Consider the following 17,290-nt stretch of genomic DNA (forward strand, 5'->3'; position numbering starts at 1 on the left):
AAAGGCGCAGAGGCTACCTCACTGCGCCGCTGCTTTTATTGATCTACAGCAATGCCCGGGTGCGGGGCCACAGGATCAGGTGGCCCCACTATGGGTAATGGTTCAGTGCAGGCTGTAGGACACGCCAACGTAGGCCCCGAAGCCCTCGCCGGGTGTCGAGCGGGCGATGTCTTTGCCGTGGTCGTTGTAGCCCGGCGTCACGGTGGCGGCATACCGCTTGTTGGTCAGGTTGCGCAGGTCCAGCCAGGTTTGCCAGTCGTTTTTCGGCGCGTTGAAGCCAAATGTCGCCCCGAGCAGTGCATAGGCATCGGCGGGGTAAGAGTTGGCGTAGTCGACCTGTACCTTGGAGGCCATCTGCGTATTGAGCCCGGCATAGAAGCCCGTCGGGTGATCGAAGCGCACCTCGGCCTGGTAGAAATGCATCGGAATGCCGGGCAAGCGGTTGTCACCGAAGGCGTCGTCATCACGGTAGTGGAAATCGCTGAAGGTGTAGGCCTGACGCAATGACACCTTACCCACGGCAGCACGCTCCCAGAGCAGGCTGTCCAGGCCGGCTTCGATGCCCTGGTGGATCGTAGGGCTGGCGTTGATTTCGGTGGGCGGATTGCCAGGCACCGTTTCGACTGCCAGTAGTTCATGGCGTACCGCTGCGTAGTACCAGGCCAGATCCCAGCGCCCCAGTGCCGAGTCGCCACGAGCGCCGAGTTCAAGGGTGGTGGCGGTCTGATTCTGCAGTTCGACGGGGGTTTTCTGAAGTTTGGCGGCCGGGCCGCTGGTGAAGCGTTCGTTGGCACTCCAGATCAACGCCCATGGGTGTGGCGGCTCGACCGAGCGGCTGAGGTTGCCGTAGACCTCCAACTGCGGGTTGAAGGCGTAACGCAGACCGACGCGCGGGGCATAGTCCCAGTCGTGCTGGCTGACCTTGCCGCCATCGGCGGGATAGCTGACATCGCTTTCCCGGCGGGTGTAGATCAGCGCCAGGCCGGTGGTCAGCCACAGGTCCGGCACCAGTTCCAGTTCGTTGCTGGCGTGCAATACGTTGTCGGAGCCCTGATAGCTGAAGTCGCAGGTTTTCGTACCGATTGGGGTGTTGAGGTTAGTACCCTGTTGCACCCGTACATACTCGGATGCGCCGCTATTGGGCAGATGCTTGGTCGAACGCCAGCCGATCGAGGTGTTGCTCTCGCGGTCGAACAGGGTGTCTCGACGGAAGTAGTTCAACGTACCGCTGACATCGGTGTAGGCCACTTTCAGGCGGTTCAGGCCTTCACGCAGGTCCATCGGGTAGTCGTGATACACCAACCCGGCCTCCAGGCGTGAATCGTCATCCAGAAAGAAGGTGGTCTTGTTCGCCAGCCAGGTGCTGCCCGGCTGTGGGCGGCTGGCGTCACGGGAGAGGTAGACCGGGTTCGCAGCACGTGGATCATGCTTGATCTGTGCTTTGGTCAGGCGACCGGCCAGGTCGTTCTCGGTTTCCCGATAACGCAGGTAGAAGCGGGTTTCCAGGTTCGGGTTGAAGCGGTAGCCGACGTTGGCAGCGATGCCTTTGCTGCTGCCGCTGCTGTGATCCTGATAACCGTCGTATGCCGAGTCGGTAGCCGCCACGTAGTAGTCCAGGTCGCCCAGCACCTGGCCGGAACTGATCTGGCGCTTCATGTAGCCACGGCTGCCGGCTTCAAAACGAACTTGCAGGGGCGCAGCGTCATACCCGGTGTGGGTGATGTAGTCGATGGCTCCGCCCAATGCCAGCGCGCCCTTGTCGAAGCCATTGGCGCCGCGCAGCACTTCGGCGCGGCTCAGCCACAGCGGTTCGAACAGTTCGTAGGGGGTACCACCGGGGCCAGTCAGTGGCAGACCGTCGAGCAGGGTGTACACCCCCGAACCGTGGCTGCCCGGTGCGCGGTTGATGCCCGAGCCTCGAATTGACAACTTGACCCCATCATTACCGGCGGATTGCGCAAATACACCGGGCTGGTAGGCCAGCACATCCTGGTTGCTGGCAACCCTGCCTTGCTCGATCTGCTGCATATCCACCAGATTGGTCCCGCCCGGCACCCGCTGCAGGCGCTCTTTGGCCGACGCCAGTTCGCTCTGTTCCTGCTCCTGAATCAGCACCTGACCCAGTTCGACAGCGTCGTCGGCCTGTACCGTGGTGGCGCAGACGAACAGCAGCGCCAGTGGAGAGCGGGGGAGGGTGGATCGCATTATCAAGAATTCCAGGTTATGAGGCGGCTATCTGACGCCGCAACTACAAGACGAAGCACAGTCGTTGCCCGGAAAACAAAACACCCCGCCGAGGCGGGGTGTCTGTTGTTACTGAAGCGATTGTTACCTGGGCGATCAACCGATCAGCTGAAACCCGGCGTGTTGGACCATGTCCAGCAGCGGCTGCGGGTACACGCCCAGCACGAAGGCCAGGATCGCGATGGCCAGCAGCATGACGCCGCCAGTGCGCTGTTCCCAGTTCAGCGGGGCATCGTGACGACGCAGGTTTGGTTCGATCAGGTACAGGGTAACCATGACACGCAGGTAGTAGAACACGCCGATGGCGCTGCCCAGTACCAGGGCGCCGACCAGCCACCACAGCTGCGATTCGACACCGGTCGCAATGATGTAGAACTTGCCGATGAAGCCTGCGGTCAGCGGGATACCTGCAAGCGACAGCATCATCACGGTCAGTACGGCGGTCAGGTACGGACGGCGCCAAAACAGGCCGCGATACTCGTACAGGGCGTCAGCGTCACGGCCGTTGTACGGCGACGACATCAGGGTGATCACACCGAAGGCACCGAGGCTGGTGATCACGTAGGTGACCAGGTACACGCCGATGGCTTCCATCGCCAGGCCCTTGCTGGCCACCAGGGCAATCAGCAGGTAACCGAAGTGGGCGATGGACGAGTAACCGAGCAGACGCTTGAGGTTGCTCTGGGTCAGCGCCAAGAGGTTACCAATCAGGATCGAGGCGACGGCGATCACCGACAGCACGGTGGTCAGTACGCCGCTGCTGGCCGCCGGCGAGATCAGGAACAGGCGTACGACGACGGCGAACACTGCAACCTTGCTGGCGGTGGCCAGGAACGCTGCGACCGGTGCTGGCGCACCTTCGTAAACGTCCGGGGTCCACAGGTGGAACGGTACCAGCGACAGTTTGAATGCCAGGCCAACCAGCATCATGCCCAGGCCCAGCTGGGCCAGCAGGCTTGGCATGCCAGTGGCTGCCAGTGCCTTGCCAATACCGGTGAAGGTCAGGCTGCCAGCGTCAGCGTACAGCAGGGCCATACCGAACAGCAGGAAGGCCGAGCCTGCGGCCGACAGCACCATGTACTTGATGCCGCCTTCCAGCGAACGCTTGTTGAAGAACGCGTAAGCCACCAGGCCATAGACCGGTACCGAGAGCAGCTCCAGGCCGATGAACAGGCCGGCCAGGTGCTGTGCACAGACCAGTACCAGGCCACCGAGGGCTGCCATCAGGATCAGCAGGTACAGTTCTTCACGGTTGCCCGGGTAGCCTTTACCGCTTTTGCCTTCACCCAGGTAGGCGTGGGCGAGGGTAACGCAAGCCAGGGTGGCGACCAGGATCAGCGCCATGTACAGGCAGGCGAAGTTGTCGACGGTCAGCAGCGGGGTAACCGCCAGGGGTGTGACTTTCAGGGTTGGAATAATCGACAGCAGGGCCAGGTTCAGGCCCACGGTCGACAGCAGGAAGGTTTGCGAGTGATTGCGGCGCCAGGCGATGGCCAGCATCACCACAACAATGGTGATACTGGTAATCAGCAGCGGCGCAAGCGCGATAAAGTGTTGAATCGTCAGGTCCATAGCGCTCTTACCGGGCCGAAGCGAGTTGAGTGAAAGCGGTGCCGAGCCACTGCTGCACACCACTCATGGTAGCGGCAGAGGTGTCGAGGAACGGCTGCGGGTAAACGCCCAGCAGGATCAGCAGGCCAGCCAGGCCCAGCACCATGATCATTTCGCGAGTGTCCATACCAGCCAGGACTTCATCGGATTTCGCCGGACCGAAGTAGGCACGGTGGATCATGATCAGCGAGTAGACAGAACCGAAGACCAGGCCGCTGGTAGCGATCACAGTCACCCATGGCGAGCTGACGAAGCTGCCGATCAGGATCAGGAATTCACCAACGAAGTTACCGGTACCTGGCAGGCCCAGCGACGCGGCGGCGAAGAACAGGCTGATGGCTGGCAGGTAAGCGATACGGTGCCACAGGCCGCCCATCTGACGCATGTCACGGGTGTGCAGGCGTTCGTACAGTTGGCCACTCAGGATAAAGAGTGCCGCAGCCGACAGACCGTGTGCGAGCATCTGGATCACTGCACCTTGCAGCGCTTGCTGGCTGCCGGAGTAGATACCGATCAGCACGAAGCCCATGTGCGAGACGCTGGAGAAGGCGATCAGGCGCTTGATGTCGGTTTGGGCGAAGGCCAGGAATGCACCGTAGAAAATACCGATCAGACCGAGGGTCATGGCGATTGGCGCGAATTCCGCCGAGGCATTCGGGAACAGCGGCAGGGCGAAACGCAGCAGACCGTAGGCAGCGGTTTTCAGCAAAATACCCGCCAGGTCCACGGAACCTGCGGTAGGTGCCTGGGCGTGAGCGTCAGGCAGCCAGGAGTGGAACGGTACAACCGGCAGTTTCACCGCGAAGGCGATGAAGAAGCCCAGCATCAGCAGGTACTCGGTACCGGCTGGCAGTTCGGCCTTGAGCAGTGTGCTGTAGTCGAAGGTCAGTACGCCGGTGGTGTTGTAGTTCACCAGTACCAGGCCCAGGATCGCCACCAACATGATCAGGCCGCTGGCCTGGGTGTAGATGAAGAACTTGGTTGCTGCGTAGATCCGGGTCTTCTTGCCGTCTGCCGAGCTGTGACCCCAGAGCGCGATGAGGAAATACATCGGCACCAGCATCATTTCCCAGAAGAAGAAGAACAGGAACAGGTCCAGGGCCAGGAACACCCCGACCACGCCGCCCAGGATCCACATCAGGTTGAGGTGGAAGAAGCCGACGTGGCGCTGGATCTCTTTCCACGAGCAGAGGACCGAAAGCACACCGAGCAGGCCGGTGAGCAAGATCATCAGCAGCGACAGGCCGTCCAGGCCCAGGTGCAGGCTGATGCCGAAGCGCTCGATCCAGAGCACTTTGTATTCGACAGTCCAGGCAGGCTCGGTACCCGGTGCCGGGGCGAGGGTGTAGTCACCGTGTGCCCACAGCCAGAGGCCGATACCGAGCAACAGGGACATGGTCAGCAGCGCAATCCAGCGTGGCAGGGTGGCGCCGAAGCGCTCACCCAGCCAGCACAGCAGGCCGCCGATGAAGGGGATCAGGATCAGCCAAGGCAAAATCATGACGGGCTCAATTCCTTTCGCAAAGTCGCAAGGTTCATATCAGACCGCAGCCAACAACACAGCGCCGAGAACAATCACGGCACCTGCGGCGATCGAGGCGGTGTACCAGCGCAGCTGACCGGTTTCGGTACGGCTCATGGCAGCGTGGCCACCACGTGCCAGACGCGGCACCAGACCAATGCTGCGGTCAACCGGGTCCTTGCGCAGCACATGGCTGATCAGCAGGTAAGGTTTGACGAACAGCTTGTCGTAGATCCAGTCGAAGCCCCAGGCAGCGAACCACCAGGCCGACAACACGCGACCGATGCCGCTGTTGGCGATGGCTGTTACCAGGCGACGTTTGCCCAGGAACAGCACGGCTGCCAGCAGGATGCCGGCGATGGCAATGGCGCCCGAGGCGATTTCCAGGCTGTGCTTGGCTTCGCCACCGGCATGGCCGGCGCTCTGCGGCAGTACACCGGCCAGTGGTGGATGAATCCAGGCACCGACGAAGGTGGACAGTACGATCAGCACGCCCAGCGGCAGCCAGTGGGAAATCCCGTGGCCAGCATGGGCTTCGGTCTTGGCTTCGCCGTGGAAGGCGATGAAGATCAGGCGGAAGGTGTACAGCGAGGTCATGAAAGCACCGACCAGGCCGGCGTACAGCAGACCGTTGTTACCACTGGCGAAGGCTTCCCAGAGGATTTCGTCCTTGGAGTAGAAACCGGCGGTCAGCAGCGGCAGGGCAGCCAGGGCGGCACCACCGACGATGAAGCTGGCGTAGGCCAGCGGCAGCTTCTTCCACAGGCCACCCATCTTGAAGATGTTCTGCTCGTGGTGGCAGGCAACGATGACCGCACCGGAGGCAAGGAACAGCAGGGCCTTGAAGAAGGCGTGGGTCATCAGGTGGAAGATCGCGCCTTCCCAGGCGCCAACGCCCAGGGCCAGGAACATGTAGCCGATCTGGCTCATGGTCGAGTAGGCGAGGATACGCTTGATGTCGGTTTGAACCAGCGCGGCGAAGCCGGCCAGTACCAGGGTGACACCGCCGACCACGCCGACCAGGTGCAGCACGTCCGGCGCGAGGGCGAACAGGCCGTGGGTACGGGCGATCAGGTAGACACCGGCGGTCACCATGGTCGCGGCGTGGATCAGTGCCGAAACCGGGGTTGGGCCCGCCATCGCGTCAGCCAGCCAGGTCTGCAGTGGCAGTTGGGCGGATTTACCGACCGCGCCGCCCAGCAGCATCAGGGTGGCCATGACGATCCAGAAGTCACCGGCCTTGAAGTGCTCCGGTGCGCGTACCAGCAGTTCCTGGACGTTCAGGGTACCCAGTTGCTGGAACAGGATGAACAGGCCGATGGCCATGAACACGTCGCCGATACGGGTCACGATGAAGGCTTTGAGTGCGGCGTTACCGTTGTTGCGGTTGCTGTAGTAGAAACCGATCAACAGGTAGGAGCACAGGCCCACGCCTTCCCAACCGAAGTAGATGAACAGCAGGTTGTCGCCCAGGATCAGGAACAACATGCTGGCAATGAACAGGTTGGTGTAGGCGAAGAAGCGCGAGTAGCCCGCTTCACCGCGCATGTACCAGGAGGCGAACAGGTGGATCAGGAAGCCGACGCCGACCACCACACCCAGCATGGTGACCGACAGGCCATCCAGGTACAGGGTGAAGTTGGGTGCGAAGCCGTCTACCGACATCCACTGCCACAGCAGCTGGCTGTACGCACCGCCTGCAGGCGGTGCAACGTTGAACTGCCAGATCACGTAGGCCGCGACGATGGCCGAGAGGCCTACCGAGCCAACGCCGATCAGCGCCGAGAGGTTCTCCGAGAACCGTCCGCGCGAGAACGACAGCAGCAGGAAGCCGATCAGGGGAAATACGAAAGTCAGAAAGAGAAGGTTCATCCGCGCATCTCACTGGCTGCATCGATATCGAGAGTGTGGAAGCGGCGATACAGCTGCAACAGGATCGCCAGGCCAATACTGGCCTCGGCCGCTGCCAGGCTGATCACCAGGATGAACATGATCTGTCCATCCGGCTGCGCCCAACGGCTGCCCGCGACAATGAACGCCAGTGCCGAGGCGTTCATCATGATTTCCAGGCTCATCAGCACGAAAAGAATGTTGCGGCGCACCATCAGCCCGACCAGACCGAGGCAGAACAGGATGCCGGCGACGGCCAGGCCATGTTCGAGAGGAATTGCAGGCATGTCGTTACTCCTTCGCCTCGTTGCGGCCGAGGTGGAATGCCGTTACCGCTGCAGCGAGCAGCAGCATCGAGGCCAGTTCCACCACCAGCAGGTAAGGGCCGAACAGGCTGATGCCGACGGCCTTGGCATCGACAGTGGTGTGGCCGATGCCAACACCACTTTGATTGCCGAACAGCACATAGAGCAGTTCCAGCAGCAGCAGGGCGCCGAGGAACACCGGCCCCGCCCAGATACCGGGCTTGAGCCAGTCGCGCTCCTGGCGAACCGAAGCCGGCCCCAGGTTGAGCATCATCACCACGAAGACGAACAGCACCATGATGGCGCCAGCGTAGGCGATCACTTCCAGTACGCCGGCAAACGGCGCGCCGAGGGCGAAGAAGGTCATCGCCACGGAGATCAGCGAAATGATCAGGTAGAGCAGGGCGTGTACCGGGTTGGTGTTGGTGATCACCCGAAGGGTGGACACCACAGCGACACCGGATGCGAAATAGAAAGCGAATTCCATCTTTCTTCCTTAAGGGAGCAAGCTCTTCACGTTGATCGGCTCGGCTTCGTTCTGCGCAGCGCCTTTCGGCTTGCCGGCAACCGCCATACCTGCAACACGGTAGAAGTTGTAATCAGGGTTCTTGCCGGGGCCGGAGATCAGCAGATCTTCTTTCTCGTACACCAGGTCCTGACGTTTGAACTCGGCCATTTCGAAATCCGGCGTCAGCTGGATCGCGGTGGTCGGGCAGGCTTCCTCGCAGAGGCCGCAGAAAATGCAGCGCGAGAAGTTGATGCGGAAGAACTCGGGGTACCAGCGACCGTCGTCGGTTTCGGCTTTCTGCAGCGAGATGCAACCGACCGGGCAGGCCACGGCACACAGGTTGCACGCTACACAGCGCTCTTCACCATCGGGATCGCGGGTCAGGACGATGCGACCACGGTAGCGCGGTGGCAGGTAGACCGGCTCTTCCGGGTACTGCAGGGTGTCGCGTTTGCGGAACCCGTGGGAGAACACCATCACCAGGCTGCGCAGCTGGGTGTAGGTGCCTTTGATGATGTCAAAAATGTACTTCATGCTCTATATCCTCACTGAACCGCGCCGGCCGGCGTGTTCAACAACACGAGCGCGGCGGTCACCAGCAGGTTGATCAGGGTCAGCGGCAGGCAGAACTTCCAGCTGAAGTCCATCACCTGGTCATAGCGCGGGCGCGGGATCGAGGCGCGCAGCAGGATGAACAGCATGATGAAGAACGCGGTCTTCAGGGCAAACCAGAGGAACGGCAGTTGCGGCAGGATGCCGAACGGGCCGTGCCAGCCACCGAAGAACAGCGTTACCAGCAGCGCCGAGATCAGGATGATGCCGATGTACTCACCGACGAAGAACATGCCCCATTTCATACCGGCATATTCAATGTGGTAACCGTCGGCCAGTTCCTGTTCCGCTTCCGGCTGGTCGAAGGGGTGACGGTGAGTCACGGCAACGCCAGCGATGAAGAAGGTGCAGAAGCCAAAGAACTGCGGAATGATGAACCACAGGTTCTGCGCCTGGTAGTCGACGATGTCGCGCATGTTGAACGAGCCAACCTGCGCCACGATGCCCATCAGCGCCAGGCCCATGAACACTTCGTACGACACGGTCTGGGCCGAAGCCCGCAGGCTGCCGAGCAGTGCGTACTTGTTGTTCGACGACCAACCGGCGAACAGTACGGCGTAGACCGACAGGCCGGCCATGGCGAAGAAGAACAGCAGGCCGATGTTCAGGTCCGCGACACCCCAGGTCGGGGTGATCGGGATGATCGCGAAGGCGATCAGCAGAGCACTCATGGCCACGACCGGCGCCAGGGTGAAGATCACCTTGTCGACGAAGGGTGGGTTCCAGTCCTCCTTGAAGAACATCTTCAGCATGTCGGCAGCGATCTGGAACATGCCGAATGGGCCGACGCGGTTCGGACCGTAACGGTCCTGCCACCAGCCCAGCAGGCGCCGCTCGACGAAGCTGAGCAGCGCGCCGCAGACCACCACGGCCAGCAAGACCACGATGGCCTTGACGACGGTGATGATCACATCGATCACTTCAGGGGTGAACCAGGTCATTGTGCTGCCTCCTGCAGGCCTTCGACGGTGTGACCGAAGATGGCTGGCGGGATACCGGCCAGGCCTTTCGGCAGGGCAACCAGGCCAGCGCCCAGTTCCTCATTGATACGCAGCGGCAGACGCAGGGTCTGGCCGGCGACGTTCAGGCTGAGCATGGCGCCGTCGTTGACACCCAGGCGGTCGGCTTCGGACTTGGCCAGGGCGACGTAGGCTTGCGGGATACGCTCTTGCACCGGTGCTGCGCGCGAAGAGTTCTCTTCACTGCCGAACAGGTGATAGAACGGCACCGCTTGCCAGGTACCACGAGCCGGTGCGAAGGCGCCAGGAATGTTGGCGAACCAGTTCAGCTTGTCGCCCTGGCTTTCGATCAGGCGGGTGCCCGGATCGCCAGCGCGCAGGTGACCACCGACTTCGTCCTGGAACTTGTTCCAGGCTTGTGGCGAGTTCCAGCCCGGTGACCAGGCAAACGGCACTTGCTGACGCGGTTCAACCGAACCCGAATAACCTTCCATGGAGAAGGAAAACGCGGTGTCCTGGTCTTGTGGGGTACGCGGCTCGTGTACGCTGATGTTGGCGCGCATGGCGGTACGACCGGAGTAGCGCAGCGGCTCGCGGGCCAGTTTCAGGCCTTTGATACGGAATGCCGCCGACGGTGCCGCGTTGACGATGCCCGCCAGTTGCGGGGCCGCTGTTGCGCAGGCGCTGGTGACATGGTCCAGTTGGGTCCAGTCCACCGGCTTGTTCAGCAGGGTCGAGCGCAGGGCGTGCATCCAGCGCCAGCCTTCGTGAACCAGGATCGAAGCGTCCATGTAGGTCGGATCGAACACCTGGAAGAAACGCTGGGCGCGGCCTTCGAGGCTGACCAGGGTACCGTCGCCTTCAGCGAAGGTAGCCGCAGGCAGCACCAGGTGGGCGCGGTCAGTGGTCGGAGTCTTCTGGTGGTCTGCAACGATGACAACCTTGGCGGCCGCCAGCGCAGCATCGACCTTGGCCGCTGGCAGGCGGCTGTACAGGTCGTTTTCCAGTACGACGATGGCGTCGGCTTTGCCGGAAATCACGGCATCCAGCGCGGCATCGGCCGAGTCACCGCCGAGCATGGCAAGCCCGAGGCTGTTGGCTTCAGGGACGACCAGGCTCAGGGAGCCGTTCTTCTCGCGCAGCTTCAGCGCCTTGGCGATGTTGGCGGCGGCTTCGATCAGGGCCTTGGAGCCCAGCGAAGTACCGGCAACGACCAGTGGGCGGTTGGCAGCGACCAAGGCATCGGCAATGCGCTTGGCCAGGGCCAGGGCTTCGGCGTCCAGCCCTTCAACGGCAGGGGCGCTTGGGTCGATGGCGTGGGCGACGGCGAAACCGAGGCGAGCCAGGTCATCCGGGGATGCGTGTACGCATTCTTCGGCGACGTCATCGAGCTTGGTTTCGGCCAGGCTGGCGATGAACAGCGGGTACATGGCGTGTTGGCCGATGTTTTTTACCGCAGCGTCGAGCCAAGGCTGAACACGCATGGCGTCGGCCATGGCCTCGGCCTTGCCCTTGACCGACTGGCGCAGGGCCAGGGCAACGCGGGCAGCCGTTTGGGTCAGGTCTTCACCGAGGACGAACACGGCGTCGTGGTCTTCCATCTCGCGCAGGGTTGGCACCGGCAGCGGGCTGTCGTTCAGCACCTGCAGAACCAGGCGCACCTGCTCAAGTTCAGCGGCTTCCATACCCGAGTAGAAGTGTTCGGCACCGACCAGTTCGCGCAGGCCGTAGTTGCTTTCCAGGCTGGCGCGTGGCGAGCCGATACCGACGATGTTGCGACCACGCAGCATATCGGCCGCTTGATCGAGGGCGGCGTCCAGGCTCAGTTTCTGGCCATTGGCGAGCAGCGGCTGGCGTGGGCGGTCTTCACGGTTGACGTAGCCATAGCCGAAGCGGCCACGGTCGCACAGGAAGTACTGGTTAACGGAGCCGTTGAAGCGGTTCTCGATACGGCGCAGTTCGCCATAACGCTCACCCGGGCTGATGTTGCAACCGCTGGAGCAGCCATGGCAGATGCTCGGGGCGAACTGCATGTCCCACTTGCGGTTGTAGCGCTCGGAGTGCGTCTTGTCGGTGAACACGCCAGTCGGGCAGACCTCGGTCAGGTTGCCGGAGAATTCGCTCTCCAGGGCACCGTCTTCGACGCGGCCGAAGTAGACGTTGTCGTGGGCACCGAAAACGCCCAGGTCAGTACCGCCTGCGTAGTCCTTGTAGTAACGCACGCAACGGTAGCAGGCGATGCAGCGGTTCATCTCGTGAGCGATGAACGGGCCGAGTTCCTGGTTCTGGTGGGTACGCTTGGTGAAACGGTAGCGGCGCTCGTTGTGGCCGGTCATTACCGTCATGTCTTGCAGGTGGCAGTGACCGCCTTCCTCACAGACCGGGCAGTCGTGCGGGTGGTTGGTCATCAGCCATTCGACGACGCTGGCGCGGAACACCTTGGCTTCTTCGTCGTCAATGGAGATCCAGCTGCCATCGGTGGCGGGGGTCATGCAGGACATGACGATACGACCACGCTTGTCGTTCTCGTCGGTGTACTGCTTGACCGCGCACTGGCGGCAAGCACCGACGCTACCGAGCGCCGGGTGCCAGCAGAAATAAGGAATGTCGAGGCCGAGCGACAGACACGCCTGTAACAGGTTGTCTGCGCCGTTGACTTCGAGCTCTTTGCCGTCTACGTGGATAGTGGCCATGGTTCAAAGTTCTTCGTTGGCCCGCGTCTGCGGGCGTGGCTAATGGAAAACTGTGTGCTTGCAGCCCGCGACAGGCGGACCCGGGCGAGCTGTGCAAGCAGCGGGTGGCACGGACCACCCGCGTTCTATTCGTTATGCGCCGACGACAATCGGCTTCGCCAGGTCCGGGCGCACGCCTGCGTTCGCAGCAATGCCAGCCTCGAATTCCGGGCGGAAATATTTGATCGCGCTGCCCAATGGCTCCACGGCACCCGGTGCGTGCGCACAGAAGGTCTTGCCTGGGCCGAGGAAACCGACCAGACCCAGCAGGGTCTCGATGTCGCCCTGCTGGCCCTGGCCTTTCTCGAGGGCGCGCAGGAGCTTGACGCTCCATGGCAGGCCATCGCGGCACGGGGTGCAGAAACCACAGGATTCACGGGCAAAGAACTCTTCCATGTTGCGCAGCAGCGAGACCATGTTGACGCTGTCGTCCACGGCCATGGCCAGGCCAGTACCCATACGGGTGCCAACCTTGGCGATGCCACCGGCGTACATTTGTGCGTCCAGGTGCTCTGGCAGCAGGAAACCGGTACCGGCACCACCAGGCTGCCAGCACTTGAGCTTGAAGCCGTCGCGCATGCCACCGGCATAGTCTTCGAACAGTTCGCGAGCGCTGACGCCGAAGGGCAGTTCCCACAGGCCAGGGTTCTTCACCTTGCCGGAGAAGCCCATCAGCTTGGTGCCGTGGTCTTCGCTGCCTTCGCGGGCCAGCGATTTGTACCAGTCGATACCGTTGCCGACGATCGCCGGCACGTTGCACAGCGTCTCGACGTTGTTAACGCAGGTCGGCTTGCCCCACACGCCAACGGCGGCAGGGAAGGGCGGCTTGGAGCGCGGGTTGGCGCGGCGACCTTCGAGGGAGTTGATCAGTGCGGTTTCTTCACCGCAGATGTAGCGACCGGCACCGGTGTGGACGAACAGCTCGAAGTCGAAGCCGCTGCCGAGGATGTTCTTGCCCAGCAGGCCGGCGGCCTTGGCTTCTTCGACCGCACGGTTCAGGTGCGCGGCTGCGGTGACGTATTCGCCACGCAGGAAGATGTAGCCACGGTAGGCTTTCAGCGCGCGGGCGCTGATCAGCATGCCTTCGATCAGCAGATGGGGCAGTTGCTCCATCAGCATGCGGTCTTTCCAGGTGTTGGGTTCCATTTCATCCGCGTTGCACAGCAGGTAGCGGATGTTCATGGATTCGTCTTTGGGCATCAGGCCCCATTTGACGCCGGTCGGGAAGCCCGCACCACCACGGCCCTTGAGGCCGGAGTCCTTGACGGTCTGGACGATGTCGTCCTGGGACATTTGCCCCAGCGCCTTGCGGGCGGCAGCGTAGCCGTCCTTGGCCTGGTACTCGTCGAGCCACACCGGCTGGCCGTCATCGCGCAGACGCCAGGTCAGCGGGTGGGTCTCGGCGGTGCGGGCAATGCGGTTGGCAGGCCCGAAGGAGGTAAGGGTCATACGTAGCCCTCCAGCAGTTTGGAGACGCCAGCCGGCTGTACGTCACCGAAGGTGTCGTCGTCGATCATCAGCGCCGGGGCCTTGTCGCAGTTACCCAGGCAGCACACCGGCAGCAGGGTGAAGCGACCGTCCGGGGTGGTCTGGCCGAGGCCAATGCCCAGCTCGCTCTGGATCTGGCTGACCACCGACTCGTGGCCGCCGATGTAGCAGACCATGCTGTCGCAGACGCGGATGATGTGCCGGCCGACAGGCTGACGGAAGATCTGGCTGTAGAAGGTTGCGACGCCTTCGACATCGCTGGCCGGAATGCCCAGGATCTCGCCGATGGCGTAGACCGCACCGTCAGGCACCCAGCCACGTTCTTTCTGAACGATCTTCAGGGCTTCGATGGACGCCGCGCGCGGGTCCTCGTAGTGATGCATCTCGTGCTCGATGGCCGAGCGCTCGGTTTCGCTCAGGGCGAAACGGTCGGTTTGGATAAGCGTGCTATTCATGCTTAGCGGTCCACGTCAGCCATAACGAAGTCGATACTGCCCAGGTACGCAATGAGGTCCGCGACCATGCTGCCGCGGATCACCGAAGGGATCTGCTGCAGGTGCGGGTAGCTCGGGGTACGAATCCGGGTGCGGTAGCTCATGGTGCCGCCATCGCTCGTCAGGTAGTAACTGTTGATACCCTTGGTCGCTTCGATCATCTGGAAGGATTCGTTGGCCGGCATGACCGGGCCCCACGAAACTTGCAGGAAGTGCGTGATCAGGGTTTCGATGTGCTGCAGGGTGCGCTCTTTCGGTGGCGGCGTGGTCAGCGGGTGATCCGCCTTGTACGGGCCTTCCGGCATGTTGCGCATGCACTGGTCGATGATGCGGATACTCTGGCGCATCTCTTCAACGCGGACCATGCAACGGTCGTAGGCATCGCCATTGTGAGCCAGCGGCACTTCGAACTCGAAGTTCTCGTAGCCCGAGTAAGGGCGGGCTTTACGCAGGTCGAAGTCCAGGCCGGTGGAACGCAGGCCAGCACCGGTGACACCCCACTCCAGGGCTTCCTTGGTGTTGTACTGGGCAACGCCGATGGTACGGCCGCGCAGGATACTGTTCTGCAGGGCGGCTTTCTCGTACTCGTCCAGGCGCTTGGGCAGCCATTCGACGAAGTCCTTGACCAGGCGGTCCCAGCCACGTGGCAGGTCGTGGGCGACGCCACCGATGCGGTACCAGGCCGGGTGCAGACGGAAGCCGGTGATCGCTTCGATCACGGTGTAGGCACGCTGGCGGTCGGTGAAGGTGAAGAACACCGGGGTCATGGCGCCGACGTCCTGGATGTAGGTACCCAGGAACAGCAGGTGGCTGGTGATCCGGAAGAACTCGGCCATCATGATGCGGATGACGTCGACCTTCTGCGGCACCTTGATACCGGCCAGCTTCTCGACGGCCAGTACATACGGCAGGTTGTTCATCACACCGCCGAGGTAGTCGATACGGTCGGTGTAAGGAATGAAACTGTGCCAGGACTGACGCTCGGCCATCTTCTCGGCACCACGGTGGTGGTAACCGATGTCCGGAACGCAGTCGACGATCTCTTCGCCGTCCAGCTGCAGGACGATACGGAAGGCACCGTGAGCCGAAGGGTGGTTCGGGCCCAGGTTGAGGAACATGTAGTCCTCGTTGGCACCGGAACGCTTCATGCCCCAGGCTTCAGGGTTGAAGCGCGCGGCTTCTTCCTCGAGCTGTTGCTTGGCCAGGTTCAGGCTGTACGGATCGAACTCGGTGGCGCGGGCAGGGAAGTCCTTGCGCAGCGGGTGACCTTCCCAGGTCGGTGGCATCATGATGCGGGTCAGGTGCGGGTGGCCGGCAAAGTTGATGCCGAACATGTCCCAGACTTCACGCTCGTACCAGTTGGCGTTCGGCCAGATACCGGTGACGGTTGGCAGGCTCAGGTCGTTCTCAGACAGGGCGACCTTGATCATTACGTCACTATTACGTTCGATCGAGAGCAGGTGGTAGAACACACTGAAATCGGCGCCCGGCAAGCCACGGCGCTGGGTGCGCAGACGCTCGTCCACACCGTGCAGGTCATAGAGCATGACATACGGTTTGGGCAGGTTGCGCAGGAACGTCAGTACTTCGATCAGCTTGGCGCGGGTCACCCACAGCACAGGCATGCCGGTGCGGGTTTCCTGGGCGGTGAACGCCTCTGGGCCAAAACGATTGTTCAGTTCGACGACCACATCCTGGTCGTCAGCCTTGTAAGGCGGGATGTAAATAGCGGTGTCCGCTGTCATGGTCTCGGTCGCTTTCGGTCAACGTAGAGAATGAAGCCAGGCCGCCTGTTCCGCAGAGCAGGCAGCAGGTCGCTGGATCAGACTTCGTCGGGGCTGCGCAGGTTGGTGACCTGGATGCGCTGTTCACGACGCTGCTCTTTCTGTGACGGCATCTCGGCGCGGTATACGCCTTGATCACCGACAACCCAGGAAAGAGGGCGACGCTCCTGGCCAATCGACTCCTGCAGCAACATCAGGCCTTGCAGGAATGCTTCAGGGCGAGGCGGGCAGCCAGGCACGTAGACATCCACGGGGAGGAACTTGTCGACCCCCTGAACGACCGAGTAAATGTCGTACATGCCGCCAGAGTTCGCGCACGAACCCATGGAGATGACCCACTTGGGTTCGAGCATCTGCTCGTACAGGCGCTGAATGATCGGCGCCATTTTGATGAAGCAGGTGCCAGCGACGACCATGAAGTCGGCCTGACGCGGTGATGCCCGGATGACTTCGGCGCCGAAGCGGGCGATGTCGTGGGGCGCCGTGAAGGCCGTAGTCATTTCCACGTAGCAGCAGGAGAGGCCGAAGTTATAAGGCCACAGGGAGTTTTTACGCCCCCAGTTCACCGCGCCACTGAGCACATCTTCAAGTTTGCCCATGAAGATGTTCTTGTGGACCTGGTCCTCTAGCAGCGAATCGGAGACGGTTTCCCGTTCTCCGATGGGGTACTGCTCGTTAGGCGCATCCGGATCGATTCTGGTGAGATTGTATTGCATTGCCAAAGCCTCATTGTTTCAGCTTCGCTTGCCGCTTGCGACGACCTACGGGAGCCCAATCGAGCGCCCCTACTCGCCAAAGGTAGACAAGACCTGCCAACAGAATTGCTATGAAAACGAGTGCTTCGACGAATCCGGTCCAGCCGCTTTCGCGGACAGACACAGACCATGCAAAGAGAAAGAGGGCTTCGATATCGAAGATCACGAACAGCATCGCGACCAGATAGAATTTTGCCGAGAGGCGCAGACGTGCGCTGCCGGTAGGCAGCATGCCGGATTCAAAGGGTTCGTTCTTGCTGCGGCCCCAGGCCTTGCTGCCGAGCAGGCTGGACAGACCGAGCATGAAGGCGCACAGGCCGACGACACCCAAAAGGAAAATGGCAAAGCCCCAGTTGTGGGCGATGAGTCCTGTCGAATCGGGCATG

General features: G+C 61.9%; 14 protein-coding genes. All 14 read right to left on the bottom strand.

The window, feature by feature from the left end; all coding sequences use genetic code 11:
* Nucleotides 1–102: 102 nt before the first annotated feature.
* Nucleotides 103–2,205 (bottom strand): TonB-dependent receptor family protein, encoded by a 2,103-nt coding sequence (locus tag EKA13_RS06210; protein WP_065758529.1) that lies wholly within the window; start codon nucleotides 2,203–2,205, stop codon nucleotides 103–105.
* Nucleotides 2,206–2,340: 135 nt separating this feature from the next.
* Nucleotides 2,341–3,816 (bottom strand): NADH-quinone oxidoreductase subunit NuoN, encoded by a 1,476-nt coding sequence (nuoN, locus tag EKA13_RS06215; protein ID WP_065758530.1) that lies wholly within the window; start codon nucleotides 3,814–3,816, stop codon nucleotides 2,341–2,343.
* Between the two features lie 7 nt (nucleotides 3,817–3,823).
* Complete coding sequence (nuoM, locus tag EKA13_RS06220) at nucleotides 3,824–5,356, bottom strand: NADH-quinone oxidoreductase subunit M (protein WP_065758531.1); 1,533 nt, start codon at nucleotides 5,354–5,356, stop codon at nucleotides 3,824–3,826.
* A 39-nt stretch (nucleotides 5,357–5,395) separates the two neighbouring features.
* Nucleotides 5,396–7,249: an NADH-quinone oxidoreductase subunit L gene (gene nuoL / locus EKA13_RS06225; RefSeq protein WP_065758532.1), complete on the bottom strand. Its 1,854-nt coding sequence runs from the start codon at nucleotides 7,247–7,249 to the stop codon at nucleotides 5,396–5,398.
* The gene (gene nuoK / locus EKA13_RS06230) at nucleotides 7,246–7,554 is read right to left on the bottom strand and encodes an NADH-quinone oxidoreductase subunit NuoK (protein WP_028944232.1); all 309 of its coding nucleotides are present in this window, start codon (nucleotides 7,552–7,554) and stop codon (nucleotides 7,246–7,248) included. Before nuoK ends, nuoL begins: the two co-directional genes overlap by 4 nt.
* 4 nt (nucleotides 7,555–7,558) lie before the next feature.
* Nucleotides 7,559–8,059, bottom strand: a complete 501-nt coding sequence (gene nuoJ, locus EKA13_RS06235) for an NADH-quinone oxidoreductase subunit J (protein ID WP_065758533.1) — start codon at nucleotides 8,057–8,059, stop codon at nucleotides 7,559–7,561.
* Between the two features lie 9 nt (nucleotides 8,060–8,068).
* Nucleotides 8,069–8,614, bottom strand: a complete 546-nt coding sequence (nuoI, locus tag EKA13_RS06240; protein ID WP_065758534.1) for an NADH-quinone oxidoreductase subunit NuoI — start codon at nucleotides 8,612–8,614, stop codon at nucleotides 8,069–8,071.
* An 11-nt stretch (nucleotides 8,615–8,625) separates the two neighbouring features.
* Nucleotides 8,626–9,633, bottom strand: a complete 1,008-nt coding sequence (gene nuoH / locus EKA13_RS06245) for an NADH-quinone oxidoreductase subunit NuoH (RefSeq protein ID WP_065758535.1) — start codon at nucleotides 9,631–9,633, stop codon at nucleotides 8,626–8,628.
* The gene (gene nuoG / locus EKA13_RS06250) at nucleotides 9,630–12,344 is read right to left on the bottom strand and encodes an NADH-quinone oxidoreductase subunit NuoG (RefSeq protein WP_065758536.1); all 2,715 of its coding nucleotides are present in this window, start codon (nucleotides 12,342–12,344) and stop codon (nucleotides 9,630–9,632) included. The genes nuoH and nuoG overlap by 4 nt, the downstream gene beginning before the upstream one ends.
* 132 nt (nucleotides 12,345–12,476) lie before the next feature.
* The gene (nuoF, locus tag EKA13_RS06255; RefSeq protein ID WP_065758537.1) at nucleotides 12,477–13,832 is read right to left on the bottom strand and encodes an NADH-quinone oxidoreductase subunit NuoF; all 1,356 of its coding nucleotides are present in this window, start codon (nucleotides 13,830–13,832) and stop codon (nucleotides 12,477–12,479) included.
* Nucleotides 13,829–14,326 carry an NADH-quinone oxidoreductase subunit NuoE gene (gene nuoE, locus EKA13_RS06260; protein WP_065758538.1) on the bottom strand — a complete coding sequence of 166 codons (498 nt, stop codon included), beginning with the start codon at nucleotides 14,324–14,326 and terminating at the stop codon, nucleotides 13,829–13,831. The genes nuoF and nuoE overlap by 4 nt, the downstream gene beginning before the upstream one ends.
* Before the next feature lie 2 nt (nucleotides 14,327–14,328).
* A complete protein-coding gene (gene nuoC, locus EKA13_RS06265) occupies nucleotides 14,329–16,110 on the bottom strand; it encodes an NADH-quinone oxidoreductase subunit C/D (RefSeq protein WP_065758539.1) in 1,782 nt (593 codons plus the stop codon).
* A gap of 77 nt (nucleotides 16,111–16,187) precedes the next feature.
* The gene (locus tag EKA13_RS06270; RefSeq protein ID WP_065758540.1) at nucleotides 16,188–16,865 is read right to left on the bottom strand and encodes an NADH-quinone oxidoreductase subunit B; all 678 of its coding nucleotides are present in this window, start codon (nucleotides 16,863–16,865) and stop codon (nucleotides 16,188–16,190) included.
* Between the two features lie 10 nt (nucleotides 16,866–16,875).
* Complete coding sequence (locus tag EKA13_RS06275) at nucleotides 16,876–17,289, bottom strand: NADH-quinone oxidoreductase subunit A (protein WP_065758541.1); 414 nt, start codon at nucleotides 17,287–17,289, stop codon at nucleotides 16,876–16,878.
* Nucleotide 17,290: the final 1 nt, after the last annotated feature.

The organism is Pseudomonas defluvii (assembly GCF_001695625.1).
Lineage (GTDB): Bacteria > Pseudomonadota > Gammaproteobacteria > Pseudomonadales > Pseudomonadaceae > Aquipseudomonas > Aquipseudomonas defluvii.

Excerpts from the sequence above, each read along its gene's own strand:
- nuoN (WP_065758530.1), bottom strand. The coding sequence starts at position 3,816 with ATGGACCTGACGATTCAACACTTTATCGCGCTTGCGCCGCTGCTGATT.
- nuoE (WP_065758538.1), bottom strand. The coding sequence starts at position 14,326 with ATGAATAGCACGCTTATCCAAACCGACCGTTTCGCCCTGAGCGAAACC.
- EKA13_RS06210 (WP_065758529.1), bottom strand. The coding sequence starts at position 2,205 with ATGCGATCCACCCTCCCCCGCTCTCCACTGGCGCTGCTGTTCGTCTGC.
- nuoJ (WP_065758533.1), bottom strand. The coding sequence starts at position 8,059 with ATGGAATTCGCTTTCTATTTCGCATCCGGTGTCGCTGTGGTGTCCACC.
- nuoK (WP_028944232.1), bottom strand. The coding sequence starts at position 7,554 with ATGCCTGCAATTCCTCTCGAACATGGCCTGGCCGTCGCCGGCATCCTG.
- nuoH (WP_065758535.1), bottom strand. The coding sequence starts at position 9,633 with ATGACCTGGTTCACCCCTGAAGTGATCGATGTGATCATCACCGTCGTC.
- nuoM (WP_065758531.1), bottom strand. The coding sequence starts at position 5,356 with ATGATTTTGCCTTGGCTGATCCTGATCCCCTTCATCGGCGGCCTGCTG.
- nuoC (WP_065758539.1), bottom strand. The coding sequence starts at position 16,110 with ATGACAGCGGACACCGCTATTTACATCCCGCCTTACAAGGCTGACGAC.
- nuoG (WP_065758536.1), bottom strand. The coding sequence starts at position 12,344 with ATGGCCACTATCCACGTAGACGGCAAAGAGCTCGAAGTCAACGGCGCA.
- EKA13_RS06275 (WP_065758541.1), bottom strand. The coding sequence starts at position 17,289 with ATGCCCGATTCGACAGGACTCATCGCCCACAACTGGGGCTTTGCCATT.
- nuoF (WP_065758537.1), bottom strand. The coding sequence starts at position 13,832 with ATGACCCTTACCTCCTTCGGGCCTGCCAACCGCATTGCCCGCACCGCC.
- nuoL (WP_065758532.1), bottom strand. The coding sequence starts at position 7,249 with ATGAACCTTCTCTTTCTGACTTTCGTATTTCCCCTGATCGGCTTCCTG.
- EKA13_RS06270 (WP_065758540.1), bottom strand. The coding sequence starts at position 16,865 with ATGCAATACAATCTCACCAGAATCGATCCGGATGCGCCTAACGAGCAG.
- nuoI (WP_065758534.1), bottom strand. The coding sequence starts at position 8,614 with ATGAAGTACATTTTTGACATCATCAAAGGCACCTACACCCAGCTGCGC.